This is a genomic window from Bradyrhizobium sp. ARR65 (assembly GCF_000472385.1).
Classification (GTDB): domain Bacteria; phylum Pseudomonadota; class Alphaproteobacteria; order Rhizobiales; family Xanthobacteraceae; genus Bradyrhizobium.
On record NZ_AWZU01000023.1, the window covers coordinates 19,267 to 44,287 of the forward strand.

The 25,021-nt window shown below is 62.8% G+C and carries 28 protein-coding genes; 12 read left to right on the forward strand and 16 right to left on the reverse strand.

Annotated elements, in window-relative coordinates; genetic code table 11:
- Window positions 1–82: 82 nt before the first annotated feature.
- The 3 genes from F758_RS0123610 to F758_RS0123620 form a co-directional block, all read right to left on the reverse strand.
- Window positions 83–340, reverse strand: a complete 258-nt coding sequence (locus F758_RS0123610; RefSeq protein ID WP_024510186.1) for a hypothetical protein — start codon at window positions 338–340, stop codon at window positions 83–85.
- A gap of 328 nt (window positions 341–668) precedes the next feature.
- Window positions 669–962 carry a GYD domain-containing protein gene (locus tag F758_RS0123615; RefSeq protein ID WP_024510187.1) on the reverse strand — a complete coding sequence of 98 codons (294 nt, stop codon included), beginning with the start codon at window positions 960–962 and terminating at the stop codon, window positions 669–671.
- Between the two features lie 233 nt (window positions 963–1,195).
- The gene (locus tag F758_RS0123620; protein WP_024510188.1) at window positions 1,196–1,393 is read right to left on the reverse strand and encodes a hypothetical protein; all 198 of its coding nucleotides are present in this window, start codon (window positions 1,391–1,393) and stop codon (window positions 1,196–1,198) included.
- Between the two features lie 284 nt (window positions 1,394–1,677).
- Between F758_RS0123620 and F758_RS0123625 the strand changes: the two genes are divergently transcribed.
- The 3 genes from F758_RS0123625 to F758_RS50920 all read left to right on the forward strand — a co-directional run bounded on the left by F758_RS0123625 (window position 1,678) and on the right by F758_RS50920 (window position 3,295).
- Window positions 1,678–1,878, forward strand: coding sequence for a hypothetical protein (locus tag F758_RS0123625; RefSeq protein WP_024510189.1), 201 nt, complete (start codon window positions 1,678–1,680; stop codon window positions 1,876–1,878).
- A gap of 285 nt (window positions 1,879–2,163) precedes the next feature.
- Window positions 2,164–2,730: a hypothetical protein gene (locus F758_RS0123630; RefSeq protein ID WP_024510190.1), complete on the forward strand. Its 567-nt coding sequence runs from the start codon at window positions 2,164–2,166 to the stop codon at window positions 2,728–2,730.
- A 163-nt stretch (window positions 2,731–2,893) separates the two neighbouring features.
- Complete coding sequence (locus F758_RS50920; RefSeq protein ID WP_024510191.1) at window positions 2,894–3,295, forward strand: hypothetical protein; 402 nt, start codon at window positions 2,894–2,896, stop codon at window positions 3,293–3,295.
- 99 nt (window positions 3,296–3,394) lie between these two features.
- Here the strand turns inward: F758_RS50920 and F758_RS0123640 are convergent, their stop codons facing one another.
- The 3 genes from F758_RS0123640 to F758_RS0123650 form a co-directional block, all read right to left on the reverse strand.
- Complete coding sequence (locus tag F758_RS0123640; protein WP_024510192.1) at window positions 3,395–4,213, reverse strand: lytic murein transglycosylase; 819 nt, start codon at window positions 4,211–4,213, stop codon at window positions 3,395–3,397.
- Between the two features lie 160 nt (window positions 4,214–4,373).
- Window positions 4,374–4,739: a hypothetical protein gene (locus tag F758_RS0123645; RefSeq protein ID WP_157450127.1), complete on the reverse strand. Its 366-nt coding sequence runs from the start codon at window positions 4,737–4,739 to the stop codon at window positions 4,374–4,376.
- 224 nt (window positions 4,740–4,963) lie between these two features.
- Window positions 4,964–6,604, reverse strand: coding sequence for a Na+/H+ antiporter (locus F758_RS0123650; protein ID WP_024510194.1), 1,641 nt, complete (start codon window positions 6,602–6,604; stop codon window positions 4,964–4,966).
- Window positions 6,605–6,941: 337 nt separating this feature from the next.
- Here F758_RS0123650 and F758_RS0123655 point away from each other — a divergent pair, with 337 nt between their 5' ends.
- Window positions 6,942–7,157: a hypothetical protein gene (locus F758_RS0123655; protein ID WP_024510195.1), complete on the forward strand. Its 216-nt coding sequence runs from the start codon at window positions 6,942–6,944 to the stop codon at window positions 7,155–7,157.
- Window positions 7,158–7,480: 323 nt separating this feature from the next.
- On the opposite strand, the gene F758_RS0123660 is transcribed toward F758_RS0123655, so the two are convergent.
- From F758_RS0123660 to F758_RS0123680, 4 genes are all read right to left on the reverse strand, one after another.
- Window positions 7,481–8,257 carry an SDR family NAD(P)-dependent oxidoreductase gene (locus F758_RS0123660; RefSeq protein WP_035722871.1) on the reverse strand — a complete coding sequence of 259 codons (777 nt, stop codon included), beginning with the start codon at window positions 8,255–8,257 and terminating at the stop codon, window positions 7,481–7,483.
- A gap of 109 nt (window positions 8,258–8,366) precedes the next feature.
- Window positions 8,367–9,752, reverse strand: a complete 1,386-nt coding sequence (locus F758_RS0123665; RefSeq protein WP_349543189.1) for a sensor histidine kinase — start codon at window positions 9,750–9,752, stop codon at window positions 8,367–8,369.
- A 44-nt stretch (window positions 9,753–9,796) separates the two neighbouring features.
- On the reverse strand, window positions 9,797–10,474 hold the full coding sequence (locus F758_RS0123670; RefSeq protein WP_024510198.1) for a response regulator transcription factor: 678 nt from the start codon (window positions 10,472–10,474) through the stop codon (window positions 9,797–9,799).
- 493 nt (window positions 10,475–10,967) lie between these two features.
- Entirely contained in the window at window positions 10,968–11,663 is a 696-nt protein-coding gene (locus F758_RS0123680; protein WP_024510199.1) for a hypothetical protein, read from the reverse strand.
- 91 nt (window positions 11,664–11,754) lie between these two features.
- Between F758_RS0123680 and F758_RS0123685 the strand changes: the two genes are divergently transcribed.
- The 4 genes from F758_RS0123685 to F758_RS0123700 all read left to right on the forward strand — a co-directional run bounded on the left by F758_RS0123685 (window position 11,755) and on the right by F758_RS0123700 (window position 18,120).
- Window positions 11,755–12,936, forward strand: coding sequence for an efflux RND transporter periplasmic adaptor subunit (locus tag F758_RS0123685; protein WP_024510200.1), 1,182 nt, complete (start codon window positions 11,755–11,757; stop codon window positions 12,934–12,936).
- Window positions 12,933–16,043, forward strand: a complete 3,111-nt coding sequence (locus F758_RS0123690; protein WP_024510201.1) for an efflux RND transporter permease subunit — start codon at window positions 12,933–12,935, stop codon at window positions 16,041–16,043. Before F758_RS0123685 ends, F758_RS0123690 begins: the two co-directional genes overlap by 4 nt.
- Window positions 16,044–16,077: 34 nt before the next feature.
- Window positions 16,078–16,479, forward strand: a complete 402-nt coding sequence (locus F758_RS0123695) for a cupin domain-containing protein (protein ID WP_024510202.1) — start codon at window positions 16,078–16,080, stop codon at window positions 16,477–16,479.
- A 165-nt stretch (window positions 16,480–16,644) separates the two neighbouring features.
- Entirely contained in the window at window positions 16,645–18,120 is a 1,476-nt protein-coding gene (locus tag F758_RS0123700) for a cytochrome-c peroxidase (protein ID WP_024510203.1), read from the forward strand.
- 54 nt (window positions 18,121–18,174) lie between these two features.
- Here the strand turns inward: F758_RS0123700 and F758_RS0123705 are convergent, their stop codons facing one another.
- The 3 genes from F758_RS0123705 to F758_RS0123715 form a co-directional block, all read right to left on the reverse strand.
- Window positions 18,175–18,477 carry a hypothetical protein gene (locus F758_RS0123705; RefSeq protein WP_024510204.1) on the reverse strand — a complete coding sequence of 101 codons (303 nt, stop codon included), beginning with the start codon at window positions 18,475–18,477 and terminating at the stop codon, window positions 18,175–18,177.
- Between the two features lie 328 nt (window positions 18,478–18,805).
- Window positions 18,806–19,288 carry a CopM family metallochaperone gene (copM, locus tag F758_RS0123710; RefSeq protein ID WP_024510205.1) on the reverse strand — a complete coding sequence of 161 codons (483 nt, stop codon included), beginning with the start codon at window positions 19,286–19,288 and terminating at the stop codon, window positions 18,806–18,808.
- A gap of 261 nt (window positions 19,289–19,549) precedes the next feature.
- Window positions 19,550–20,416 (reverse strand): DUF2066 domain-containing protein, encoded by an 867-nt coding sequence (locus tag F758_RS0123715; RefSeq protein ID WP_245286569.1) that lies wholly within the window; start codon window positions 20,414–20,416, stop codon window positions 19,550–19,552.
- A 276-nt stretch (window positions 20,417–20,692) separates the two neighbouring features.
- Here F758_RS0123715 and F758_RS0123720 point away from each other — a divergent pair, with 276 nt between their 5' ends.
- Window positions 20,693–21,241, forward strand: coding sequence for a hypothetical protein (locus tag F758_RS0123720; protein ID WP_024510207.1), 549 nt, complete (start codon window positions 20,693–20,695; stop codon window positions 21,239–21,241).
- A gap of 45 nt (window positions 21,242–21,286) precedes the next feature.
- On the opposite strand, the gene greA is transcribed toward F758_RS0123720, so the two are convergent.
- Entirely contained in the window at window positions 21,287–21,748 is a 462-nt protein-coding gene (gene greA, locus F758_RS0123725) for a transcription elongation factor GreA (protein WP_024510208.1), read from the reverse strand.
- Between the two features lie 225 nt (window positions 21,749–21,973).
- Window positions 21,974–22,462: a septal ring lytic transglycosylase RlpA family protein gene (locus F758_RS0123730; RefSeq protein ID WP_035722874.1), complete on the reverse strand. Its 489-nt coding sequence runs from the start codon at window positions 22,460–22,462 to the stop codon at window positions 21,974–21,976.
- 320 nt (window positions 22,463–22,782) lie between these two features.
- Here F758_RS0123730 and F758_RS0123735 point away from each other — a divergent pair, with 320 nt between their 5' ends.
- Entirely contained in the window at window positions 22,783–23,172 is a 390-nt protein-coding gene (locus F758_RS0123735) for a hypothetical protein (RefSeq protein WP_024510210.1), read from the forward strand.
- Between the two features lie 145 nt (window positions 23,173–23,317).
- On the opposite strand, the gene F758_RS53020 is transcribed toward F758_RS0123735, so the two are convergent.
- Window positions 23,318–23,512 carry a hypothetical protein gene (locus F758_RS53020; protein ID WP_024510211.1) on the reverse strand — a complete coding sequence of 65 codons (195 nt, stop codon included), beginning with the start codon at window positions 23,510–23,512 and terminating at the stop codon, window positions 23,318–23,320.
- 198 nt (window positions 23,513–23,710) lie between these two features.
- Between F758_RS53020 and F758_RS46630 the strand changes: the two genes are divergently transcribed.
- Complete coding sequence (locus F758_RS46630; RefSeq protein WP_024510212.1) at window positions 23,711–24,667, forward strand: hypothetical protein; 957 nt, start codon at window positions 23,711–23,713, stop codon at window positions 24,665–24,667.
- A 79-nt stretch (window positions 24,668–24,746) separates the two neighbouring features.
- Window positions 24,747–24,959, forward strand: a complete 213-nt coding sequence (locus tag F758_RS44430; RefSeq protein WP_035722876.1) for a hypothetical protein — start codon at window positions 24,747–24,749, stop codon at window positions 24,957–24,959.
- Window positions 24,960–25,021 lie beyond the last annotated feature (62 nt).

Genomic DNA, 25,021 nt, shown 5'->3' on the forward strand with positions numbered 1-25,021 from the left:
GGAAAGCGTAATCCGCCATGCTTCTCTGTTAGGTCGGCGGGTTACGCTTCGCCAACCCGCCCTGCTTCTGGATGGATGGAACTCAGTGACCGGCCCCGGTGGTGATGGGAGCGGTGGTCGCCGTCTTCAGTTTCCGCTGCGGCATCAGGATGCTCGGCTGGTGGAGAGAGGCGGCGGATGCAGCCGGCTGCTCCTGGACATTCTTGGCGCCCAGCAAGCCGACCTGCACGGGAGAGACCGGAAAACCGTTCACTTCATAGGTCGGCCGCTCGGCGGCGAAGGCGGCACTGCTAGCCGCAATGGAAGCGGCGGCTGCGATTGACAAGCTAATCTTCTTCACTGTTCATTCTCCTCGGAAGGATTCGAAGAACAGTCTAGACGTTTCTTGCTGCATTGCGGCATGTGTTTGTTGCATTGCAACATCGCGCTTCGCGCATAGTACCCGCCCCCTGCGGACGACCCAGTTCCGGTTCGAGTCACACGGGCCGTGCCGCCGGGTCACGTCATTAACGGGCTCGCCCGCCGCGCACGCCATCACGCGCGGACATCCACGAAAGAGGCCGCTTATAAAACGCGCTGCTGATGGCCGACCGGCTCGCCGCTCCGAGCGTCGGCTCTGGAGACCGGCGAGCGTCGGCAAACAGCCGGCCCCGACGGCGCCTCTGCGGTCACACCAATCCGTTCACGATCTGCTCGTATTGGTCGTCGGTGAAGAGCCTCACGGTCGTTGTGCGTAGCGCTCCGATGCCGGCCAGCGACAGGACGAATTTGGCGAGCGTCTCATCATCGGGCGCATCCACTCGGATCATGAAATCGTAAGCGCCAAGTGCAAGGTAAGCCTCCTTGATCTCCACGCCCAGCTTCTTGGCCTTTTCCCGCGCTGCCGCCCGACGGGTCGGCATCTCCTTCATATTGCGCACCGCCTGGTCGGTGAAATTGCACAGCAACATATGCATGGACATGACAGTCTCCCTTGATCATAGGGCCGCACCACCGGTCCAATGTGGGGAAGGATGCCATAAAGCCTTGTCCATTCCGAGCCCGCTTCGCGGCTCAAGACGGCGGTTGCCGTCAACATGTGTGTTCCGCCAGGCTGGTCTTTCGGAACGTGGAAGAAGGTGGGCGACGCACAAGTTTTCGCGGCCCGCCTCCTGGGTCGAGCCGCCGCGCAAATCAACGTTGCGCCCCAGATACGTTATGCGATTTTCTTGCTCCGCAGCCCCTCATGTGGATGGCGACGATCGCCACGTCGATTGGATTTGCGAACATAGGTGATCAGTGCCTCTGGATTTTCGAGCTTGCTCTTCAGCGCCGCGAGCAATGCGTCCTCGGCTTCGATCGTGAGCGCCCTGGTGCGCGCCCCGGTTTTCAACCCGACCGTATAGTTGGCCATAACAGCTCCCTTGGTTCTGTTCCCCCACGATGAGCCCTGCCCTCGATCCTCGCGCAGGCGATTTGACAGGCGATGAGGCTAACATAGGACAGCCGCTTGGCGCCAACGGCGGGATCATTGAAGACGATCGATCCAGCCCGCCTGGCCCGGATGCCGGTGACCGGGCAATATGATATAGACGCAGTGAAGTCCTTCTGACCGCATAACCAAAGCCGGTCCGGCGCCGTCCGGATTTGCGCCTTGAGGGGTCACAGCAAGGGAACGACAAGCGGGGGAAAACGACCATGGCCGATCTTAGTTCAATGTCTTCTGCGGAGCTCGCCCATCGCATCGCGATTCTGCGCGACAACATCCGCCAGATCACCGCACAAGCCACCTCGCAGTCAGGCGCCGCGGACGAGGAGCGAAACGCCGAGCGCCTCGCGCGGCACAACGATGAGCTTGAAGCCCTGCTCAAGGAGCAGGAGCGCCGTTTGGCCAAATGACCACGCCTTCCGCGGGATAACACCGGCAAGCTGCATCGCTGCGTAAAGTCACACCCGAGCGAATGAGCGATTTCTAGCCGGACTTCCCGGCTTCGACCTGGCTACAAAATTCGGTTGTCCCGATCGGCTGGCGGCGTTGGCGCGCGTGTCCTGCGGCCAATAAAAATTGTTTCGATTTGTCAGCTTGCAAAAGCGCGGTTGTTAAGATTTGCGCACCACTTTGCCGCGCGCGGGCTCCTGCCCCCAAGACGATGGGTCGCGTCCGACCGGATGAGTGACGAAGAAATGTCGGACACGCCAGAAAGAGATGCCGCGGTCGAGGAGCTTCTGTCCCGATTTCCGGGACCCATCACATTGCACCCGTCGCGCGAGAAATGGGCGATGCTGGCCGCCGGCTCACTGCCCTTGGTCGTCATCGGCCTCTTGATCCTCGATGATGGCACTTACCCGGTTTGGGGCTGGATCGGCATCGGATGTTTCGGTGCCTGCCTGCTCGTCTCCGCAGCCCGGCTCACTCCTGGAGCGGCTTCTTTGACGCTGGATGCAAGCGGATTCGCGGAACGAACGCTGTTCCTCCAGCGGCCCCGCGCGCACTGGCGCGACATTACCGCTATCAAGGCCAACGCGGCGCCTGGCGCGCGTTCCGAGATCAAGTCGGTCTGGTACCGCAACCCGCAGTCGAAGGAAGGTGGGCCCGCGAGCGAAGACGCGGCGCAGCCGAGCCGCAATGTCGCGCTCATCGACACTTACGGATTGTCCGCCGAAGCACTCGCCGAGCTGATGCTACGCTGGCGGCAGCGAGCGCTTGCGGCAGAACGAGACAGAAGCAGCCGCGTCGATCTCTTGATCTGACAATCCAGGCCGATGAGCAGATAAGCAGGAGGCGCCGTTACGTCCTATGCGCTTGCGTTTTCACTTGATCGTGCATCGTGCCGCAGCCGCCATTAACCGGGCCTTAAATTGTTGGCTACAAAAACTGCTTCCACAGCGCGGGACTTTGGTTCGGGGAGTCCCAATGAATTATCAGGCGTTCACAAACGACACCCTGTTGATGATGCACCATGGTGCGCGAGGCGCACTGGCTGTGGACGACGAGCTCAACAAGTTAGGCCAGGAACGACGATTTCGAGTTCGCGAAACACCTGATTGGATCGAGCATGCAAGCGCGCTGGAAGCAGAGATGCTGAGGCGCGGCATGAGCTTCGATGCGATCACATGGTCTGAAGATCACGCTTCGGCCGCCAAGCTTACCGATCTTCCCGGGCGGACAGATGATCATGATCCCCCGCAAAGAGACCCCACGTCTGTCGGCCACGGCCAGACCGTGGAGGCCCAGATTGAAGGCCAGATTGTCGAAAGCGCCGCGCGCCTGCGCAGCAGGATAGCCGCAATTCTCAAGATGACCTCGAGCGGTTGAACCGCTGTTCGCCGACCTTCGTTGCGATCACCTAGTGCCGCGCCGTTTCCAAGGTACAGCCGCGATTGCGAGCGACAGCAGCTTTGCCAGCGCCGCCAACTATCGCATCGCGGCTCCGCGCTCACCACCATCGATCTGTCGTCCCATCAGCGCGATCGCCTTCTGGTAGACCCCCGCCGCATTCCAGGCTTGGATGGCCGCGAAATTCGGCTCGCCCGGCTGGTAGCCCGCGCCGGCCTGCCAGCCATGGGCTTTCAGGAAGTTCGCGGTCGAACTCAGAGCATTGGCGGCGTTGTCGAGATTGCCGGTGCCGTATTCCAGCATGGTCTTTGGCAGGAACTGCGTCTGCCCGAGTTCACCGTGCATGGAGCCGCGCGTGCTCGCCGACAGCACCCCGCGATCGACCAGTTTCAGGGCAGCATAAAGCTGGTCCGTGAAATATTCCGGCCGCCGGCAGTCATAGGCGAGCGTGGCAATCGACGACAGCATGTTCTGATTGCCGCGCTGGCTTCCGAAGCCGGTCTCCATGCCCCAGATCGCGATCAGCGGGCCCGGCGGCACGCCGTAGCGTTGCTCGATCGATGCGAACAGCGCGGCGTGGGACTGTTTCATGGCGCGACCGCGCGCCACGATCGTGGCGGCGCCGCGCTTGGCGAGGAATTGATCGAGCGACAGGCTGAAACTATGGAGGCTGCGGTCGGCGGCGATGGTCGCGCTCGCATAATTCGTCTGCATCAAGGCGGAAATGCCCGCTGCGCCGATGCCTTTCGCCCTCGCCTCCTCGGCAAACGTCCGTTTCCAGGCCTCGAAGCCCCCTGGGCCGCTGCCGCACTGTGCGGCCAGCGCGTTCGAGCCGAGACACGCCAGAACCGCCCAGGTGGCGAATGTGGCCGCCGCAAGCTTCCTTGCCTTAATCATTCAAAAACTCCCTTTCGCCTGCGAGCCGTGTCGGCGCGGCGCCGATTCCACTCCGCCGCGGCACTTCATCGCGGGAGTCAGTATAGCTCAAATAGCCGCAGCGCCGTAGGCCCTAAGGGGGATCAGCAAACACGTCCCGCATGCGGAGCCGCGCGGCCACCTACGTCATGGTGCCCGGCATGAAGCACCTTATCTCGACCCGTAACGGTCCGCCGACCGTCCAATGATAGATCGGCCATACTATTGTGCGCCCGGCACGGTTCGGCTCTTTAATCACGGCCTCGTCCGGCACGTCCCACCACTGGCCTTCGATGCGCACACGATAGTGGCCCTCCTTCGCCTCCCAATCGACATCCGCCAATGCGGTCCCGTCGGCGTCGGAGCAGCAAGGGCCTTTGCTTGAGTGCAGGCTTTCGAACCAGCCCTTGAGTGGAGAATTCGCGTAGCGGCCGTCCAGGTCGCGCGCCGCCGCGTCGTGAAGCGTTAGAATATGAACCGCGATAGCGAGGACCAGAAAAAATGTCACAAAGATCGCCCGGTCCCGCCAAACTGCCGTTGATCGTTCCATCACCATCGATCCGTTGAAGCCTCTCGGAATTCGCAAAGCCGCAGAAGGTGACGGCGTTCCAAATTGGGAAGCCAGCCGCCTCATCCCCTGAATTGTGCATTGCAAAATAGGTGCCGGCGGAAGCGAGCACCGTAGTCTTACGGAGTGCGCTCATCCTCGTTCGCGCCGCGAACCTTGCGGCATCACGTCACCGCGAAGCGGGATTCCAGCAGATCCACTTCTCTCACGAGCTTGCGGGCCGTATCGTCTGAGAGGGCGCGTTCGCGGGCGATGCGATACAATTCCGCGCGTTCGGCACGAAGGCCGACAAGGCGAAGGCGGCGTTCGATATCGTCGATTTTCTGCGCCAGCTCGGCTTCCTTGCCCACCTTCGAACGACCATCAATACGCTGGCGATACAGCGCCATGATGCGAACGCCGGCGTCGGTATAGAGATCGGCGTCGCTTTGTCCTTCGCCCATGTCGTGTTGGGCCTGCTCAATCGCCTGGATCGCGGCCTCCGCTGCGGCGACGCGAGCCCGGTCCTCTTCCTCCTGATGCGACGGCTCAGGCGGCAGCTCCAAATCCCGCAGCAGATACGGGAGCAACAGGCTTGCGGCGAGCAGCGAGACGATGATGACGCCGCCGGCAAGGAAGATCGCGAGATCCCGCGCCGGGAAGACAGATCCATCATTCATCGTCAAAGGCAGCGTCAGCACACCCGCAAGCGTGATCGCGCCCCGCACGCCGGCGAATGCGGTTGCCGCGATCAGCCGCCAACCGGGAATATATGGCTTTTCGCCCTTCAGATGCGCGCGAAACAACGTAAACCGCAGCGAGGTCCACGCCCAGACGTAGCGCAGGAACGCAAGCGTGAGAGTGATTGCGATGACATAGACCAGGAGCCAGACCGGATCATGGTGCCCCGTCTCGTGGACGACCCTCGCCGCACCGTCGAAGAGATTCGGGAGTTGCTCACCAAGCAGGACGAAGATCACGCCATTGGCGGTAAACTGTACCAGGTCCCAGACGGCGCTGCGGCGAATGCGGGTGACGGGCAGCGCCTGGCCGCCCTGCTCGGCGTAACTCATGGTGATCCCGGCGGCCACCGCCGCAAGAATGCCCGAGCAGTGCAGGCGTTCGGCCAGAAGATACGCGCCGAACGGGATCAGCAGGCTGATCAGGATCTGTGAGCCCGTCTCTTCGCCGAAATGCCGCGACACCCAGTTCTTCGCCACGGTCACGGCCCACGTCACTCCGACGCCTATCGAGATACCCCCCGCAGCAAGCCAAAGGAAGGTCGTGAACGCCGCCGGCAGCGAGAACGTCCCGGTAAGCGCTGCGGCGACTGCAAATTGCATGCAAACGAGGCCGGACGCACCGTTGAGCAGCGATTCTCCTTCCAGGATGTGCATCAACCGGCGCGGAATCGGCACGCGCGCGGAGATCGCGGACACCGCGATAGGATCGGTGGGAGAGACGATGGCTGCCAACGCAAAGGCCACGGCCAGCGGCATCGTCGGAATCATCCAGTTGATGAAGTAGCCGACGCCGACGACCGTGAACACCACGAGCCCGAGCGCCAGCTCCAGGATCGTGCCCTTGTCGCGAAACAGACCTTCCTTCGGGATTCGCCAGCCGTCCAGAAACAGAAGCGGCGGCAAGAACAGCAGGAAGAAAATGTCCGGCTTTAGTTCCACTCCGAGATCAGCGACCGACGCAATGAGCGCGCCGATAACGATCTGGACGAGCGGCAGCGGCAGAGAGATCGGCGACATGCGCGCGAGCGCGCCACTGACAATCACGGCCAAAAGCAGAATCAACGCAACGGTAATGGTCTCCACGCTCTCCCTCGTGATGCTGAAGGATCTTCGTACGGCTCCCTATATATCGTCTCCGGCTCTGCCACGAACCGCTTTGTGCCGCAGGTGGCGGCTACTGCACACACGACGTGCCGTAGCGCCAATCTGCCGCATGATCGCGGCCTGCTCTCGACCGCAAATCAGCCGCATTCGCGCCAATGTGCTGGGACGACCTTCGCCAACCGTCTTGAGACTCAGTGTGGCCTGGCCGCTACTGTGAGAACTTCTTCTCAGGACGCGCAGCATTCGATCCGCGATCCGCTGTCGCGGCATCCTACCTGATTCAGATCGCCGTTTTGGACCCTTGCACCGACCGGCATTGAGCGATTCGACAATCGACATCAAAGGCACTGAGCCGATCGGCGACGATGTCTCCGTCATCTTTGACCTGGATGCCCGCTTCGGTCCCTATTCCCTGCGTCTCTCGAAAGGACCAGGAACGGTTGCTGCGAATGCCGGCGTGCCGCAGAACCTGCAAAGCGCCTACGCCGACTCAATCCGGGCAGGCCAGTGGTACAACGCCAAGGGTACGTAGGTGTCTGTTCTCCCACCCACGGTACTCTGACGCTTTTTCGCCAGAACTCGCTGACACTGGATGCCGTCTTCGACTATGACCCGTTCGGCGCCTCCTATGCTTTTTCGCCGATCGGCTTTCCGGGGATCACCTGCGGCGGCGGCAACACCGAGAATATAGGCAGTCCACATCGGTGAAATACCGGATCAAGGTCGGCAACTTCCGCGCGGGGGCGCTGTGCCAGTTCGGCGGTTACGGCGAGAACAATGCTTTGAAGACTTCCCGCGCCTGGCGCTGGATCGTCCTGTTAGCAGACCACTTCCAGCGGAGGTCACGGGGCATCATCAATGCCCGACATAATCCATCCGACCGCCATCCACCGTGATAATCTGGGCCGTCAGCCATCCGCTGTCCGGAGCGGCCAGGAAAGCCACGGCGTTGGCGATATCGGCCGGCTCCCCGATCCGCCCCATGATCGATCGCTCGGCGATGGCCTTTTCGATCGCCTCCCATTCGGCGGCACTGCGCTTTCCCTGCGTCATATCCGTACGGATGAAACCCGGCGCCACGGCGTTCACGGTGATGCCCTGAGGTCCGAGTTCCATCGCGAAGCGCTTGGTGAGGATTGCGGCCTCTGCTTTGGTCGCAGCGTAGAACGCATTGCCTGGCAGGGCGGTGCCGAATGCGGCGATGGAGGCCACGTTGACTATCCGGCCGTAGTGACGCGCGCGCATGCCTGCCATCACCGCGCGCGTCGCGTGGATGATGCCGTCGGCATTGACGCGCCGCATGCGCTCGAACTGCTCGTGGTCGAAGGTATCGAGCGTCGCCTGATAGACCACCCCGGCGTTGTTGACCAGGATCGTCACCGGACCGAGCTGCGTCTCGGCCTGCGCGATCATGACCTGGATGGCGGGAAAATCCGCGACATCCGCACGGGCGGCGATGGCGCGCCCGCCGCCGGCCTTGACTTCCTGCACTACCTTTTCGGCCGCTTCACCATGCGCGGCATAGTTGATGCATACGGCTGCGCCCCGCTCTGCGAGATGAAGCGCAATCGCGCGGCCGATACCGCGCGCACCGCCCGTAACCACCGCCACCTGGTCGCTCCACGTCATCATCGTCCTCCTCGGGCTGTCACACGGGTCTTGCTTGGGACTCCTCGCCGCAACGAATGGCGCGGCAACACGTTCCCATTCGATGACTACGCGCCCGCGACCGGCGCCTGTTCTATTCGCCTGGCCGGTCCGGGCAAACGATATCGACGCGCCCACCCTGTCCGGGATGGATCACAAGATGGAAGCCGTGCAGCTTCACGATCGCTGCCACCAGGCTCAGCCCCAGGCCAACGCCCGGCGTGTTGCGGATCTTATCGGAGCGATAGAAGCGTCGCAGCACCGCGTCACGCTCCTCCTCGCTAATCCCGGGACCGGTATCTGTCACGCGCACGATGGTCTGATCGTCGAATGACAGCAAACCGATGTCGACCTTGCCGCCTTTGGGTGTGAACTTGATGGCGTTGTCGACGAGGTTGGCCACCGCCTCGAACAGAAGATCGCGGTCCGCCCGCACGATCCGCTTATGGCTGATCGCGACCCTCAACGTGATGTCCTTGTCCTCGGCGATCGGCTCATAGACGTCGCAGACTTCGCGCAGCATCTCGTCCAGCGCCACGCTGCCGAAGGCCGCGGAGCGCCGGCCGTTTTCGATCTCGGCCAGCCGCAACAATGCCGTGATGATCGCGAGCGCCTGATCGATGCCCGCAATTGCCTTGTCGACGACCTGCTGCAGTTGCTCGAGACTCTGGGCATTGGTGCGGCCGCGCTCGAGCGCCAGCCGCGCGCGGGTGAGTGGCGTCCGCAGGTCATGCGCGATGTCGTTGCCGACGCCGGCGAGCGCGTTGATCATGGCCTCCATTTCGTCGAGCATGCCGTTGACGATGCCGGCGAGCCTGGAAAACGGCTCATCGACGTCGCGATGCGGGAGCCGCTCCTGCAGATTGCCTGCAATGATGCGCTGGACCCGCCGGTTCACCTCCTCGACGCGGCGCTGCGCCCGCACGCTTAGCCAGGCTCCCGCCAGCAGGCAAAGGCAAAAGGCCGGCAGCAGGCCTAAGGCCAGCGCCTGGCCGACGACATGGGAGATTTCCCGGGCCTCGTCGACATTGCGTCCCATCACCAGCACATTGCCCGTGGGCAAGCGCTGCCCAGCCGCCCGCACGAGCTGGGCGCCGCGGTCCTCCTGATCCATCCGCCGGACATATGCGTTCTGGACGGTCCCATCGAGCTTGAGCTCGGGCAGGCGCGCGAGATTGCCCGCGAGGCGATGTCCGTCGGAATCGAACAGCCCCGCAAACTGAACGCCCCTGGAATCCTCCGCCAGATGATCCTCGATGGCATTGATCCTCCGCTCCGGCGGCAACGCCGCCAGGACTGTCACCTGGTTTCCGATCATGCGATCGGTGCGCACCACCAGGTAGTCATCAATGCGCAGATAGATGAACCCAAACAGCAGGAGAATGAAAGCAGCGAACACGCCCGCAACGGCGGATGCCCACCGGAAGGTGTTGGATCGTATGAAACGTACCTGCGGCATCGAGTTGACGCGCTCGCACACTCCTCCCCAAATTGCGACGGCATTCGGCGTGCCCGATGAAGCCATCACGAGGCGTTGCGCAAGATAAAGCCGGCGCCCCGGACATTGTGGATCATGGGCGCCTCGCCCGCGCCATCCACCTTATGCCGCAGGCGGCCCATATGCACGTCGACGAGATTGGTCGCGGGGACGAATTTGTAGTTCCAGACCTCTTCCAGCAGCATGGCGCGCGTCAGCAACTGATCGCTCCGCCGCATCATGTATTCAAGCAGCCGGAATTCGCGTGGCAAGAGGTCGATCTGCCGGTTGCCGCGCTTTGCCGTGCGTTTGAGCAAATCCAGTTCGAGCTGCCCGACCCGCAACGTGGTCTCGCGGGATTCCACGGGCCGGCGCAGCAGAGCCTCGATTCGCGCGACGAGCTCGACGATGGCGAACGGCTTAGTGAGGTAATCGTCGCCGCCCATGCGCAAGCCGCGCACGCGGTCGTCGACGGCACCCAACGCGCTCAGCACCAGCACCGGGGTCGAAAACTGATCCTTGCGCAGGGTTTCGATGACGGCGAGACCGTCCATCCCCGGCAGCAGCCGGTCCACGATCATGGCGTCCGGCCGCAACGCGCGCGCCTTGTTCAGACCATCGACGCCGTCTGCGGCCCATGCCACCTCAAAGCCCCGATCTGCGAGCTCGGCGGAGATCTCCTCAGCCGTTTCGCCGTCATCTTCGATGAGAAGTACCTTGGTCATCCACTTGGCCCCGACTGCCGCCCCGATATTGGCGGTGCGCCCATCGCGCTTATCCGAAAGCATACGCCTCTCAGCAGGCAGCGCCAGCATATCGATGGTGGCAAGGCATCCCGTTTACGCCTGTAAGAGCCGGACAGCGACGCCCGCCCCTCTGAGGGAGGAGGCATGAAGGGGCGGCGCGCGCTGTCCTCTCTGCGGCCTGGTCCGCCGCCTTCCTGGCAAGCTCGGCGGGACCGCTCGTGGACAGAGTTATGCGCGAGGAACGGTCTGCGCCATTAAATAGCGTTTTAATGTTGCCCCTGCCGCATCTGACTTACCGTTTCTTCGGCACGACCCGATGATCATCCCGACACGCGCTCAAGATCAAGTGATGGCGCGACCAGCTGGTGTATGCGCTTGTTTCGACGCTGCTTGTTATCGAGCGCGCGTGCGCGCGTCGCATCCTAAAAACCTTTTTAGTCGAACTCGCGCGCGATCCCGACCATCTTGATCGCTAGCCGCGGCAGATCGCGCACCGCTCACTGCCAATCGCGTTCGAGGAGTCTGTCATGAAACGCCTTCTGATCGTCGCAGTCATCTCGCCACTACTCACAGGCCCCGCCTTCGCGCAGATGGCCGTGACGCCCACGCCCTCGGTATCCGCGACCTCGCCTCTCGGAATTGATCCAAGCACGCCGGTCGGCGGCACCGGAATCCCGCTCGGCGCGACAGAGATAGCTTCTCCTGGCGTAAGCCCGGCGCCGACGTCGACCGGCGCGGTCGGCACCTCCGGATGCGCGACCATCGGCACGTCGCCCTCGGCGATGTTCGGGTCGACGGCCACGTTTGATGGCGGCGGCACGACTCTCGGCGCCACGGCGCCCGCCACAACGGCTAGCACGATGTCGATGTCGGCGTCGCCAACCTCGACCATGATCGACACGTCGGGCATGTCCGGTATGTGCGGCTCCGGTTCGTCCAATATTGCAACATCGTCGACGCCGATGACGCCGGCTGCGCCCGGCGGTCTCGGGCGGCCTGGCATTCCCCTGGATTCGACCGAGATCGGCAGTCTCGGAGTCAGCTCCGCTGCGGCAATCCCGACCCCGAGCGTCGCCCCGACGTCCGATCTTGTGGTCCCAACGATTCCGACGATGCCCGTCATCACCTCGCCTACCACAACAACGGCAATGCCGACGACGACAGCCATTTCCTCCCCGAATCCCAGCACCCTGCCCGGCCTCGCAGCGGGAGCCACCCAGCTCCGCTAGGCAGACATTTCCAACCACGAGCAAGCAGCCATGAAGAAAGCAGTGGTGGTTTCCGCAAGCCTGCTGGCCGCGGTCGTTGCGGGCGGCCTCCTTTATTCCAGCCATGTCAGTCCGCTGCGGAAGGCGGTCGCAGCTCCGGCGCCGCCCCCGTCGGTTCCGGTCGTCGCCGGCGTTGTCGCCCAGCATGACGTGCCGATCTATCTGAATGGGGTCGGCACGGTGATCGCGTACAACACCGACGTCGTGCGCGCCCAGATCCAGGGGCAGATCACCAGCATCAACTTCACCGAAGGTCAGGCCGTGCATGCCGGCGACCTGCTCGCCCAGATCGATCCGCGCCCCTACCAGGCGCTGATCGAACAATACACGGGGAATCTCGAGCGCGATCAGGCCCAGCTCACCAACGCGCAGGCCAACCTCACGCGCTACAGTCAGCTCGGAGATAAGGGCTGGGCCACGCCGCAACTAATCGAGACGCAGAAGGCGCAAGTCGGACAGTTGCAGGCGGCCATCAAGACCGACAAGGCGCTGATCGACGCGGCCAACGTGCAGCTCAGCTATACCCGGCTGACTTCGCCGATCGAGGGCGTGGTCGGGATCCGCCAGATCGATGTCGGCAACATCATCAGCCCGTCAACGACGAACGGCCTCGTCGTCGTCACCCAGCTCGATCCGATCTCGCTAATCTTCACGCTGCCCGAGACGGTGCTGCCGCAGATCCAGCGGCGGCAGCAAGAGACCAATGCCCCACTGCCCGTCCTCGCTTACAGCCAGGACAATACGATCCGGCTTGCCGAAGGCCAACTTGCGCTCGTCAACAATGAAATCCTGCAGACCACCGGCTCCATCCAGCTCAAGGCGAACTTCCCTAACAAGTCGCGCGCGCTATGGCCGGGCGAGCTCGTCAACGCGCGCCTCCTCGTCGACGTCAGGCACAACGGCCTGACGGTCCCGGCTTCCGTCGTGCAGCAGGGACCGAACGGAGCCTACGCCTATGTCATCAACCCTGACAACACCGTGTCGGCACGCCAGATCAAGGTGGCGCAGATCAGCGACGGCCAGGCGCTCATCGATTCGGGACTGAAAGCCAACGAGCAAGTGGTCGTTGACGGACAATACAAGCTGCAGCCGGGCACGCATGTCACGATCCTGCACGGCAAGGCGGCCGAGGAAGCGGCCGCGCAGGATGCAATGCAGGCGCCGATCCCATGAACATATCAGCTCCCTTCATCCGACGGCCGATCGCGACCGCACTGATCATGGTGGGATTGCTTGCGGGCGGACTCGTCGCCTATCCCCTCCTGCCGGTGGCGGCGCTGCCGAATATCAACTACCCGACGCTCACGGTCACCGCTCAGTTGCCCGGCGCCGATCCGCAGACCATGGCGTCTTCGGTCGCATCGCCGCTCGAAACGCAGTTCGGGGAAATTCCCGGCCTCAGGCAGATGACCTCGGCCAGCGCCCTCGGCTACACCCAGGTCACGCTGCAGTTCGATTTAAGCCGGCAGATCGATGGCGCCGTGAGCGACACGCTCTCGGCGATCAATGCCGCGAGCCCGTATCTCCCGACGGGCTTACCCTATCCACCCACCATCCGAAAGGTGAACCCCGCCGACACGCCGATCCTCGTGCTGGGCGTCACCTCGGACACCTTGCCCATCACCACCGTCGATGCCTATGCGGAAAACATCCTGCAGCAGAAGATCTCGCAGATATCTGGCGTCGGCCTCGTCGGCGTCGGCGGTCAACAGAAAGCATCGGTTCGCGTCCAGGTCGATTCGCAGGCGCTCGCTGCGCGCGGCATCAATCTGGAGGACGTGCGCACCGTGCTCGGCCAGGCGAATGTCGACCTCGCGAAGGGCACACTCAACAGTCCACGCCAGACCTATACGCTCAATACCAACGACCAACTGTTTCAGCCCGACAAATACGCCGACCTTGTCATCGCCTACCGCAACGGATCGCCGGTGCGCCTGCGCGATATCGGTCGCGTCATCAGCGCCCCTGAAAACGACCTGATCGCGGGCTGGTACAATAACCAGCGCGCCATCATTCTGGCGATCCAGCGCCAGCCCGGCGCCAACGTCATCCAGACGGTCCAACGCATCAAGGACATGATGCCGGCCCTCCAGGCGTCGATTCCCGCCGCCATCAAGATCAATGTCATCTCCGACCGGACCGATACGATCCGGGCGTCGGTGGCCGACGTGCAGTTCACGCTGCTGCTCACGGTCGCACTCGTCGTGATGGTCATCTTCATCTTCCTGCGCAGCCTCTGGGCCACCATCATTCCCGCCGTGACCGTGCCGTTGTCCCTGATCGGCACCTTCGCCATCCTTTACGAACTGGGCTACAGCCTCGACAACCTTTCACTGATGGCCCTGTCGATCGCCGTCGGATTCGTGGTCGACGACGCGGTGGTGGAGATCGAGAACATCACGCGGCACATCGAGGAGGGCCTTTCTCCCTATGACGCGGCAATGAAAGGATCCGGCGAAATCGGCTTCACGGTGATGGCGATCACCTTTTCGCTGATCGCCGTGTTCATTCCCCTGTTCCTGATGAGTGGCTATGTCGGGCTGCTGTTCCGCGAATTTGCCGTCACGGTCAGCGTCGCCCTTGTGCTTTCGCTCGCGATCTCACGCACGCTGACGCCGATGATGTGCGCTTACCTGCTCAAGCCCGAGAATAAGCAGCATGGTTGGATCTACCGGATGTCCGAGCGAGGTTTCGACGGTCTGCTCAGCGTTTATGAGGCGGGATTGAAGATCGTGATGCGCCATCGCTTCATCACGCTCATGGTGATGATCGGCACGATCGCGTTGACCGGATATCTCTACGTGATCGTCCCGAAGAGCTTCTTTCCCGAGCAGGATACGGGATTGATCATCGGCCAATCGGAGGCGGCACAGGATATTTCCTTTCAGGCCATGGCTGAGCGCCAGCAGGCTTTGCTCAATGGCATCATGCGAGATCCGGCCGTCGCCAGTGTCGGCTCGGCCGTGGGCGCCGGCGGCGGCACTTACACGATCAACGACGGACGCGTGTTCATCCAGCTCAAACCCGCTGATCAGCGTGACCCGATCGACAAGGTGATAGCGCGCCTGCGGACCAATCTCGCCAAGATCCAGGGCATCACCCTGTATATGCAGCCCGCCCAGGACATTACGATCGGCGCGCGGCTGAACAAGACGCAGTTTCAATACACCATGAACGATGCCGATCCCGGTGAACTCAATCACTGGGCTGGGCTGTTCCTTGACAGGATCAAGAAGCTGCCCGGCGTCACCGACGTCACCACCGACCAACTCGCTGCCGGGCCGTTGCTCGACATCACGATCAAGCGCGAAGTCGCATCAAGCTACGGCATCCTGCCCTATACCATCGACAACACGCTCGACGACGCGTTCGGCCAACGGATCGTCTCGACCATGTACACCACCTTGCAGCAGTATCATGTCGTGCTCGAGGTGAATCCCAAATTCCAATATGGGCCGGAGGCGCTCACCGGCATCTACGTCAAGTCATCGAGCGGCCAGGAAGTGCCTCTCTCCACGCTGGTCGACAGCGTGGTGAAGGTCGCCCCGCTCGTGGTGAACCACCAGGGTCAGTTCCCCTCGGTGACGATCTCGTTCAATCTGGCACCTGGCGCTGCGATCGGCGAGGCTGTCAGCGGCATTCAGGCGATTGCAAAGGAGCTACACCCGCCGCTCTCATTGCAGACCAGTTTCCAGGGCAACGCGCAAGCGTTCGGTGCATCGCTCAAAAGCACGCCGATCCTCATCGCCGCATCGCTGTTTGTGATCTATCTGATCCTTGGGGTGCTCTACGAAAGCACCATCCATCCGATCACGATCATCTCGACCCTGCCCTCCGCTGGCGTCGGCGCGCTGCTGCTGTTGATGGCGGCTCACTACGATCTGAGCGTCATTGCCATCGTGGGCATCATCCTGCTCATCGGCATCGTCAAGAAGAACGGCATCATGCTGGTCGACTTCGCGCTGCAAGCCGAACAGAATGAAGGGCTGACGACCGAAGAATCAATCTACCAGGCCTGCGTCAAGCGATTCCGGCCGATCCTGATGACCACGATGGCGGCCCTCCTCGGCGCGGTACCGATGATGGTGGGGACCGGGGTTGGATCGGAGATCCGCCAGCCGCTCGGCTATGCCATCGTCGGCGGCCTCGCCGTGTCGCAGGTGCTGACGCTCTACACCACGCCCATCGTCTATATCTATCTCGACAAGCTGCAGACTTGGTTGTTCGGGGCGAAGGAGCACGGCCTCGCCGGCAATCCTACGCACGTCCCGGCCGAATGAGCGGCAACTCCAGCGAGGATTAATCGAGCGCAGCATGAATTCCCCTGACATCCAAGTCATCTCACCCGACCAGTTTGACCGTGACACGGCGCAGACGCCGGGCTCCGAGCGGTACGCCGCAATTTCGCCGTCGCTTGGAATTTTCTCCGCCCTTTGGGGTGGCCTGTTTGAGGTCAGGCCTGGAGCCAAGACGGGAATCCACCACCATGGCGAGCAGGAAACCATCGCTTACGTGCTATCAGGCGTTTGCGAGATACGCTGGGGCGAGCGGGGGCAGTTCAGCGCGCGCGCCAAGGCCGGCGACTTCATCCGCGTCCCGCCATACCTCCTGCACATGGAAATCAACGCCTCGCAGACCGAGCCGTTTCGCTGGGTGGTCGTACGTAGCACCGCAACGCCCATCGTCGTCAATTTGCCCGAGGACACCTGGCCGTGACTCGATCGGCCTCGCAACACGCTCACGCCTTGCGCATACCCGTGAACGAGCTCGCTGAAATATCCGGTAGACCGACCGGGGGACACGACCTACGGTCCGAAGCCTGTCCTGGTCGCAGGCCGACCTTCATTCCATTTTTGACACAGTAACCTTGATCGAGAACACATGAAATCGCCGCACCTTCTGTTCCCGCTGTCGGCTCTGATCGCTTCTGCCGCGCTGACTGCGCCGACCCTGATCGCCGGCGAGCAGACGCGGCTCTCGCCCGCGGCCCTTCGCGAGATCGCGAAAGTGGAAGCCGAGATCGACCACATCGAAGCGCAGACGCTCGAGCGGCTGAGCACGCCTCCCGACAATCAGGTGCAGCAGGTCGAACTGCTCGGCAAGGCCATCCTCTACGACAAGCAGCTTTCCGTGAACCGCAACGAGGCCTGCACGTTCTGTCATATGCCGGAGACGGGATTTACCGGACCCGTTTCGGAGCTGAATCGCACCACGGGATCCTATCCTGGATCGGTGCGTACCCGCTTCAGCGAGCGCAAGCCGCAAAGCCACGCCTACGCGCCGCTGTCGCCGGTGCTCCACTACAACGCCGAACAAGGCGATCTTGTCGGCGGCAATTTCTGGGACATGCGCGCAACCGGACGCAGGCTCGGCAATCCCGCCGCGGAGCAGGCGGAGGGACCGCCTGTCAACCCGGTCGAGATGGGCCTTCCAGATGCGGCCTGCTTCGTCTACCGCGCCTCGCAGCGGCCCTATCGCGCACTGTTCGAGAAGGTGTGGGGCGCGCAGGCCTTCGCGGTTAGCTGGCCGACTGACACGGAAACGGTCTGCAACAATCCCGGCCCAGCCCCTGCCAACGATCCCCTGCCGGTCCATCTTAACACGGTCGATCGCGGCCGGATCACCGCGACATTCGACCAGATGGCGCAATCCATCGCAGGCTACGAGGCCGCCCATGAAGTGACCGCCTTCTCGTCCAAATTCGATGCGGTGCTGGCGGGCAAGGCGCAATTCACGCCACAGGAGCAGGCCGGCTACGAATTGTTTCGCGGCAAGGCGCGTTGCAACGAATGCCACCGCGACGGTGGTCCCGGCGAAGATCCGCTCTTTACCGATTTCACCGCAAGTAACATCGGCGTCCCCGCCAATCCTCGCCTCCCCTACTACGCCGAGGGTTCACCCGACGATCGCGGCTATGTCGCCAACAAGAACGGTATGTCCTTCGTCGACCTCGGCGTCGGCGGCTTCCTCGAGCACGGTCATCCGCTGAGCGATCCCTCGCCGGTTGATGCGCGCTGGCAACCCTTGGCGCCACAAAATCGCGGACGCTTCCAGGTGCCGACGCTGCGCAATGTCGACAAGCGGCCGAGCCCCGATTTTGTCAAAGCCTACGGCCATAACGCCTACTTCAAGAGCCTCAAGGAGGTCGTGCACTTCTACAACACGCGCGACGTGCTGCCGCGCTGCGCGCCGAACGATCCGCGCGAGGGCACCGGTTGCTGGCCGACCCCCGAGACGACGGAGAATATGAACAAGAGCAAGATGGGCAATCTTGAGCTGTCGGATCAGGAGGAGAATGCATTGGTGAGCTTCCTGCAGACACTCACCGACGGCTACGACTCTGGCGGCCAGAAATAGAAAAGGCCGGCGGCGCGGGCGAGGCGCGCCTCGCCCTTCCCGCGCATCGGCACCTCACCTGCGGTGATGCCAACGGCCATGGTGGCCAGGGAGTACGCGCGGCGCGAGATCATAGGCACCATAGCCGTCGTCGCAATTCGTAATACCACCCCCGATCGCGGCACACGAATTCTTCAAGACCGGCCAGTCAGGGGACAGCCTGGCTGCGGGCGTTGGCCTGCCTCCATTGAGCACGTCGAGATTGGGATAGAAGAACGCGAACGCGCCCGGCTCCTGGATGGCGGCTTGCGCGAATGCCGGTGTGACCATGCTTGCCGACAGCAGCACGGCCGCGGCGAGAGTCTTCAATGAAACCATTGTCGTTTCTCCTGTATCGATCAAATGCGCGCGGCCAAGACGAAGCGATCGCGCTTCACGGGGATGAGCGTGCTGCCTGGACTGCGAGCTATTTGCTTTGTTTCAGCATCCGATCGCGGATGCCCTGCACCAGATGTAGGGAGGCGGCGCGCCTATCCCATTAAATTTTGCTTCACGAAGCTCAACTCGCCTTGAGCGGTGCGTGACACGTCAACAACACAATGCGAGCCATCGTCGCGCGGTGCGACTTGGCTCACCCAAACCTGATCGCGAAATCAATTGGGAAGATCCGAACGGCGCGGCGGATCGCCACGCGGGCTGCACCCGCTCAATGCATGTTCATGGAGCTCATGGCACCAGTGCTGCTCGCAGCACCCGAGACCGCGCTCGAACGCTGCTGCGCCGCCTCCGGTCTTGCCGGCGAAGCTCCGTCGATGGCGCGCTGCATCTGCGTAATTTCCTGTCCCTGTTGCGCAACAATGCTTTGCGCGAGCTCGCGAAGCTGCTTGTTGTGCCCGTATTTGAGCTCTGCTCGTGCCATGTCGATTGCGCCTTGATGGTGCGGGATCATCATGGCGACGAAGTCGCGATCTATATCGCCTGACGGATCGACCATCATGTCCCTGCTCATTTTGCTCATGGCGAGATCATTGTCGATCATGAATTGCTGCTCACTGTTGTCCCTTGGCACAGGCAAATGGTGCTTGCCCGTCTGGTCCTGCGCGAGGGCAAAGGAGGTCGCCGAAACCGACATTGTCGTCGCCAGCGAGATGAGTCGCTTGCGCAGGAATGACCGCGATAGCCAGGCCATGGCAACCTCCATAGGAGCGAAGACTCCGCGGATGTCTCCACCCGGCGGGGTTTAAGCGCGCCAATGGTCGCGCACAGGTCCGGCAGTCTCAATTAAAAAGCCGTTTACGATCGTCTCTAACGCGTGAACCCGGCCGTTCGAGACTTCAACTCAAGTTGAATTCCCTGGAGTCTCGTTGATCGAGCGCGGCGTAGCCTTCGACCGTCAATGGCGCGACGCTGGACAAGGTGCTCGCCGCATTTTTCGAGCCGCTTGAGATTCTCAGGGGTCGCCATTGCCCGACAGAATCTGCGCCGCGCCGCCGAGGCCGCGCCGAAAGGCCTCGTCAAACGTGACGCCGCGAAGCTGCCATCGGTGCTGCCGGCCTTGCCAATCGATCTGCCACTCAGTGGCCCATCCGAGCTCCTGATCGCTCCAAACGAGATGTCCGGCGAGCGCCACTTCACCGCCAAGTTCGGCCGCGGCGGACGCGGGCTGCGAGGATGCCGCTTTCGACGCTTCCGCGAGCGTGACGCCCAATTTCTCAAGGGCTGCGCTGCTCGGCAGCACGACACTCATTCCCCGCTTCATTGCTGCGCCAAGGAGAGATTCGCGCTGCAAATCGGACTGCCGCGCATCCGATGTCACCATGTATTTTCGTGCGCCCTGCTCCATCACGACGAAGACGGCCAGAACTGGACGATGCGAGAGCCATGGGTTCAGTCCGAGGGTGCGAAGCAGCGCATCGACTTTGCCCTCGTCGAACTCGACGCTCAAATCATAGGGCCGATCGCGCGTGCCCTGCTCGTCACGGGTCGGCGTACCCGCCATCTGATCGTGATAGCTATAGGCTCTGACGTAGTCACTCGCCTTGGCTTTGTAGGCAGCCAACCGTGGATCGCCTGCAAGCTTTTGCGCGCCGGAGACCTTGATCAGAACGTCCTCGAGACAGACGCCGAAACCGATTGTGCGGTTCGGTTCGCCTTGGCCCGTGACCACGGCCTGCGCGCGATAGAGACTATCGGCCGCGGTCGCCATCGTGCCGCACCAACAGGTCGCAACCAGCGCCAGCAACGCGCTGATGAGTCTGTGTGCCGCGCGGCGGGCGCCAACCTGCCGCCAGTAATCCGTCAGATATCGAGTGACCACGCTCACCTCCCGATCTTGAGCGTCCATCATATTAATCGGCCGCTGCTCCTCGATGCACACCAGAAACTCAGCACCGCAGACGGTCCCGCGCAGGCCGGTGTGAATGGGGAACGGTATCCCGCTGCCCACAACTCACATGATGCCCGCAATATCAAGTGGACACGGAGGTCGCCCGTCAATTCCAGCCACAATTTGCACTTTTCTCGCCGCTAATGACTGGATTCCAAGCCGGGGCAACGTCGGCAGCGTCCTTGTCGAGTGCAAGACGGAGCGGCTATGCGCGTCGCGGTGATCGTTGTGTCGCTGTTGGTGGTAGGTACGCCATCGCATGCCTCGGATTCGTGCATGAGCATGGCCGAGGCGCGCCAGCATTTTGGTTCGGTGCACATCTACTGGCATGGGCCGGATCATTGCTGGGACGCCACGCCGACCCGGCAGCGCATCGCCCGTCGCTCGCAATCCAGGACCGACAGGCCGGTTCAGCGGGAGGCCATCCAGCCCAAATGGCGCGAAGCCATGTCCGAGATGTTGTCAGACGCCGCCCCGGCTCAAGCGCACTCAGCGCATGCGTCCTGGGCGCCTGACGCGAGCGAGACGGCTTCCGACGCCCCCGATTGGCGCGACCGCTGGGTGGATATCGCTCAGGTCGCGCCACCGAGCGCCGGCGACACCGCCGTGGCAATGAGTGCAGCGACCAGTGCCGAGCGCAAAATCGAGCCCATCGTCACGCCCGGCGTGGTGATCCTGGTGTTGCCGACACTTATCCTCGTTCTCATAAGCGCCGAGCTTGTGCTCCGCACTGCGTCTCTTAGACGGCGATGGTAGGACTTCGCTAAAAGCGCGCGGATGGATGAATCGGCGTAGCAGAGACTACTGGCGAATAGCCGTGATCTCCGCCTCATCCTTGCCGGCGCGCACGACATCGCCCACTCGCTTGCCGAGCAGCGCTCTGGCCAAGGGCGAGACATGCGAGATCGAGCCTTGGGCCGGATCGGCCTCGTCCTCGCCCACGATCCGGAATGTCTGCTGCCGGCCGTCCTCGCGGAGGATGGTAACGGCGTGTCCGAACTGGACGGTCTCTGCAGTTTGTGCGGGAACGCGCAACTGCGCGGTGCTGCGACGCGCGCTCCAGTAGCGCAGGTCGCGTCCCGCGCTCGCCAGCGCCTCGCGGTCGCCCGCAGCCTGAGCCTCACCATAGGCAGCGCGCGCGGCCTCCAGCGCTTGTTCGATCAAGGCAAGCCCGCGCTCGGTGACCAGATTGAGGTGCTCGGAAACCGGCCGGTCCGGAAGCGAATCGACAAATGTATCCTCGTTGACGAATGCTCTGCTCATGTCCTCTCATGTAGGTCGTCGCAGCAATTTGTCATTAGATTATGATCCGATTAGACGAATCGGATCATGATCCCATTCCTTGCTTGAGCCTCAGCTCCACGCAAACGCTTCGCGTTGTTAGCTAAGGAAAACCGGTTTCCACTTTGCGCTAACGCGGCCCTCCGGGTCCGGATCATGCTCTAGCGGCGCAAGCGCCGACGCTTTCTCTTCGCTGTACCAGCCGACCTACTGCACCACGTCCAGCTTCACCTTGGCGACACCCTGGTCGACCATGCCGAGCGCCTCAGCCGCGGATTGGGAGACGTCGACCACCCGCCCCCCAACATAGGGACCACGATCGTTGACCCGCACCGTTACCGAGCGGCCGGTGGCGACGTTGGTCACGCGCAAGCGTGTGCCGAACGGCAATGTGGGATGCGCGGCCGTCAATTCGTGCGCATCGAATTTCTCGCCGCTCGCGGTCTCCGACCCCTCGGCATAGAAGCTGGCCATGCCTTGCGAGGTCGGCTGCCTCCTCCTGGCGTGATCCTCCGATGCGGCAGCGGTTCTTCGCAGGAGCTTCACACGCGCATGCGTCGCGACATGGATGTTCTGACGATGTCCGAGCGAAGCCTGTCGCGTCGGAGCAACCGGCGCTAGGCTATTGCTGACGACGGAAGACTGCGCGCACGCCGCAAGCCAGGCTGCACTCAACCCGACGGCCGACAGTTTCATGAGCCTGCGAGCACCGGCAACGGAACTGATCCGCATATACGCGCGGTTTACGCCACAACTCACCTGCAGCATTCTGGCACGGCCTGTCGAAGACATCCTGTCCCCCCTGAGTGCCAGCCTCCAGCAACGCCACGTCCGCAGCGAATGGGGGCAGAAGCGTGGCCGCGGCCGCACTGGCACGCCAGCGGCGTCACGATTTCACGTTGAGTGTGGCGATCTGGTCACAAATAGCGGCGACGGTTACGTGATCCGTCGGCACGAGGATGCATTGCGCGGCAGTGTCGATGACGCTAGCCTCGCTGAAAAACAGGGAGGCAACGATGCGGCACGCGGCATTCATCACGGTAACAACAGGCTTGCTCGCGCTTGCGGCGCCCGCTCATGCGGAGCCCCGCTCGGCCTATGTCACGCTGGTCCTGGAGGCGTTCGCCGCGAAGGTGGAATGCCCCGGCACTGATGTCGTGTATCAGGATCTGGTGCAGAAGGCGCAGGAGATGCACCAGCCGGACGGAACGACGGAAGCGGTGCGCAAGGCCATCGCCTACATGCTCACGGGCGGCAAAATGGGCGAGCGCGGCGATGAGGAGCTGAGCAAGGAAGTCGCCCTCGCGGTGCAGTCCACGGACTTCGATCAGAAACGGCTGGGGATGGAAGGGTGGTGCGAGACCGCGAAGCCGACCCTTGCCGGGTTCATTCGCAGCAAGAAATAGCAGCGCAGCCTATCAGTCTCCCGCATGACTGCCGCCGCGCCCGCGGTATTCCGGTGAATTGGCGCGGTCGTCCTCGTGTTCGGTGCTCACATCTATGATCTGTTCCGGCACGTCCGACAGCACCGGGCTCCAGCGATGAACGAAGCTAGGTTAACAGGCGTGAAAGCCTCGGCTGCGCTGCCGGGCGCCGGTCTGGCAGCGCATCGCCAGCGCGCCATACGATCTTGATCTGGAACTCGCGGTCATCGACGCCGAAGACCCGCACGCCCTCGTCTTCCCCTGCCGCCGCGGTGTTCCCGGCTGGGTCAATGCGGAAACCGCCGATCCCGTTGATGTTCACCCGACACATTGGCGGGAATGGCAGAATTAGCCCTTCGCCTCCAGTTCCCGATACGGCCTCGCTCTGTCCACGGCCCCATACTTTCCATTCCTTGGCCTTGCTTTGGTCAAAACGGGAGTGAGTCTTGGGCAGTCCGACATCAGCGGAAATCCGACGGCCGCCCTCATTCGGTAACATGGGGCGGAGCAAGGAGGCCCAATGGATTCCACAGTGAAGCCGGAACAGACCGGCGCGCACGATGTCCTGCTCGTGCGCGGGGACGACAAGCCTACAAGTGACTATGAGAAGGTGGTGCGCGAAGAACTCGCGCGTGTGCAGGAGCGGCTTGCCAAGCTTGCGAGCGAACGCGCGCCAGAGCCTCCAAAAGCTGACATCGCGCCGGCCGCGTTGGATCCGAAGATAACGACCTTTCGTCCCACTGTTGTCGACGATCTTCATGGCGCCGGCGAGCGGCACGCGCTGAGGAAGGCCGCGATGAGCGGTGTCACCGCCCTGCTTCTGGCTATGGGCGCGGCGGGCGCCGCGATCGCCTGGCAGTCGCCTTATGCCGATGCGCCCAAAGCCATGATCGAGCACTGGGCACCACAACTTGCCTCGATCTTGTCGCTGCCCTTGAACAGAGCGGCGCCGGCCGCGGAGCCCACCGCGCCGGCCGTTCAGCAGACGGCCGCGGCGGACACAGCCGCTCCCCAAGCCCCGGCACAACCAGCGCCGGCACAAGCGGAAAGCCCGCCGCAAGATGCCGCGCCCGCGGTCGCCGCACCGTCTGCTCCGGATGTGGCCCAATTGCTCCAGTCCATGGCGCGCGATCTCGCCAACCTGGAACAAGGCATGGAGCAGCTCAAGGCCAGTCAGGACCAGCTCGCGCGCGACAATGCGAAACTCGCCGAGCAGCTCAAGGCGACCCAGGAGCAGATGACCCGTGTCATTGCGCGGGCCTCCGAGCCGAACCTGCGGCCCAGCAGGCCGCCTGCGCCGAAGCCGGTTGCGCCGCCCCCGCTGCGCAGGCCGGTGGCAACGCTTCCGCCGCCGCAGACTATCGCGCCCGCGCAAGCCGCCGCGGCACCGCTCCCGCAACCTGCCCCGGCGCCGCAGATGCAGGCCGAAGAACCGGACATGCTTGCGGCGCCGCGTCCGCCGAAAGCTGTTCCGTAAGCTTGCCGGCCGCCAACTCCTCCTCACACTGGGCAACCACCTGCGGGTGGACGCGTTGATGAGGAGCAAGGAGGCAGCCATGACGCAGAAACAGCGCGAGAAGAGGAATGGCGGCTTGCGCGTGCGCGCATCCGGCCAAAGCCTCAATCCCGGCGACGAAGCCGCCCCCGGAACTCCCGGCACCGGCGAAGACATCTGCCCGCAATGCCAAGGCAGCGGCCGTATCGACGGCGCAGCCTGTCCGAATTGCGGCGGCCGCGGCACCATCATCAGGGGCATTGGCGGTGCCTGATTACGAGCGGCGGACAAGCGTCTGCGCGGTCCGCTCATCTCTCCCTCATCTCGAAGGAGACG

Bases quoted from the DNA above. Each gene is read 5' to 3' on its own strand.
- F758_RS0123640 (WP_024510192.1), bottom strand. From the start codon at position 4,213: ATGATTAAGGCAAGGAAGCTTGCGGCGGCCACATTCGCCACCTGGGCG.
- F758_RS0123620 (WP_024510188.1), bottom strand. From the start codon at position 1,393: ATGGCCAACTATACGGTCGGGTTGAAAACCGGGGCGCGCACCAGGGCG.
- F758_RS0123630 (WP_024510190.1), top strand. From the start codon at position 2,164: ATGTCGGACACGCCAGAAAGAGATGCCGCGGTCGAGGAGCTTCTGTCC.
- F758_RS0123700 (WP_024510203.1), top strand. From the start codon at position 16,645: ATGAAATCGCCGCACCTTCTGTTCCCGCTGTCGGCTCTGATCGCTTCT.
- F758_RS0123705 (WP_024510204.1), bottom strand. From the start codon at position 18,477: ATGGTTTCATTGAAGACTCTCGCCGCGGCCGTGCTGCTGTCGGCAAGC.
- F758_RS0123660 (WP_035722871.1), bottom strand. From the start codon at position 8,257: ATGATGACGTGGAGCGACCAGGTGGCGGTGGTTACGGGCGGTGCGCGC.
- F758_RS0123695 (WP_024510202.1), top strand. From the start codon at position 16,078: ATGAATTCCCCTGACATCCAAGTCATCTCACCCGACCAGTTTGACCGT.
- F758_RS0123730 (WP_035722874.1), bottom strand. From the start codon at position 22,462: ATGAAACTGTCGGCCGTCGGGTTGAGTGCAGCCTGGCTTGCGGCGTGC.
- F758_RS50920 (WP_024510191.1), top strand. From the start codon at position 2,894: ATGAATTATCAGGCGTTCACAAACGACACCCTGTTGATGATGCACCAT.
- greA (WP_024510208.1), bottom strand. From the start codon at position 21,748: ATGAGCAGAGCATTCGTCAACGAGGATACATTTGTCGATTCGCTTCCG.
- F758_RS0123735 (WP_024510210.1), top strand. From the start codon at position 22,783: ATGCGGCACGCGGCATTCATCACGGTAACAACAGGCTTGCTCGCGCTT.
- F758_RS44430 (WP_035722876.1), top strand. From the start codon at position 24,747: ATGACGCAGAAACAGCGCGAGAAGAGGAATGGCGGCTTGCGCGTGCGC.
- F758_RS0123720 (WP_024510207.1), top strand. From the start codon at position 20,693: ATGCGCGTCGCGGTGATCGTTGTGTCGCTGTTGGTGGTAGGTACGCCA.
- F758_RS0123615 (WP_024510187.1), bottom strand. From the start codon at position 962: ATGTCCATGCATATGTTGCTGTGCAATTTCACCGACCAGGCGGTGCGC.
- F758_RS0123625 (WP_024510189.1), top strand. From the start codon at position 1,678: ATGGCCGATCTTAGTTCAATGTCTTCTGCGGAGCTCGCCCATCGCATC.
- F758_RS0123690 (WP_024510201.1), top strand. From the start codon at position 12,933: ATGAACATATCAGCTCCCTTCATCCGACGGCCGATCGCGACCGCACTG.
- F758_RS0123680 (WP_024510199.1), bottom strand. From the start codon at position 11,663: ATGGCTGTCGTCGTCGGCATTGCCGTTGTTGTGGTAGGCGAGGTGATG.
- F758_RS0123685 (WP_024510200.1), top strand. From the start codon at position 11,755: ATGAAGAAAGCAGTGGTGGTTTCCGCAAGCCTGCTGGCCGCGGTCGTT.
- F758_RS0123670 (WP_024510198.1), bottom strand. From the start codon at position 10,474: ATGACCAAGGTACTTCTCATCGAAGATGACGGCGAAACGGCTGAGGAG.
- copM (WP_024510205.1), bottom strand. From the start codon at position 19,288: ATGGCCTGGCTATCGCGGTCATTCCTGCGCAAGCGACTCATCTCGCTG.
- F758_RS46630 (WP_024510212.1), top strand. From the start codon at position 23,711: ATGGATTCCACAGTGAAGCCGGAACAGACCGGCGCGCACGATGTCCTG.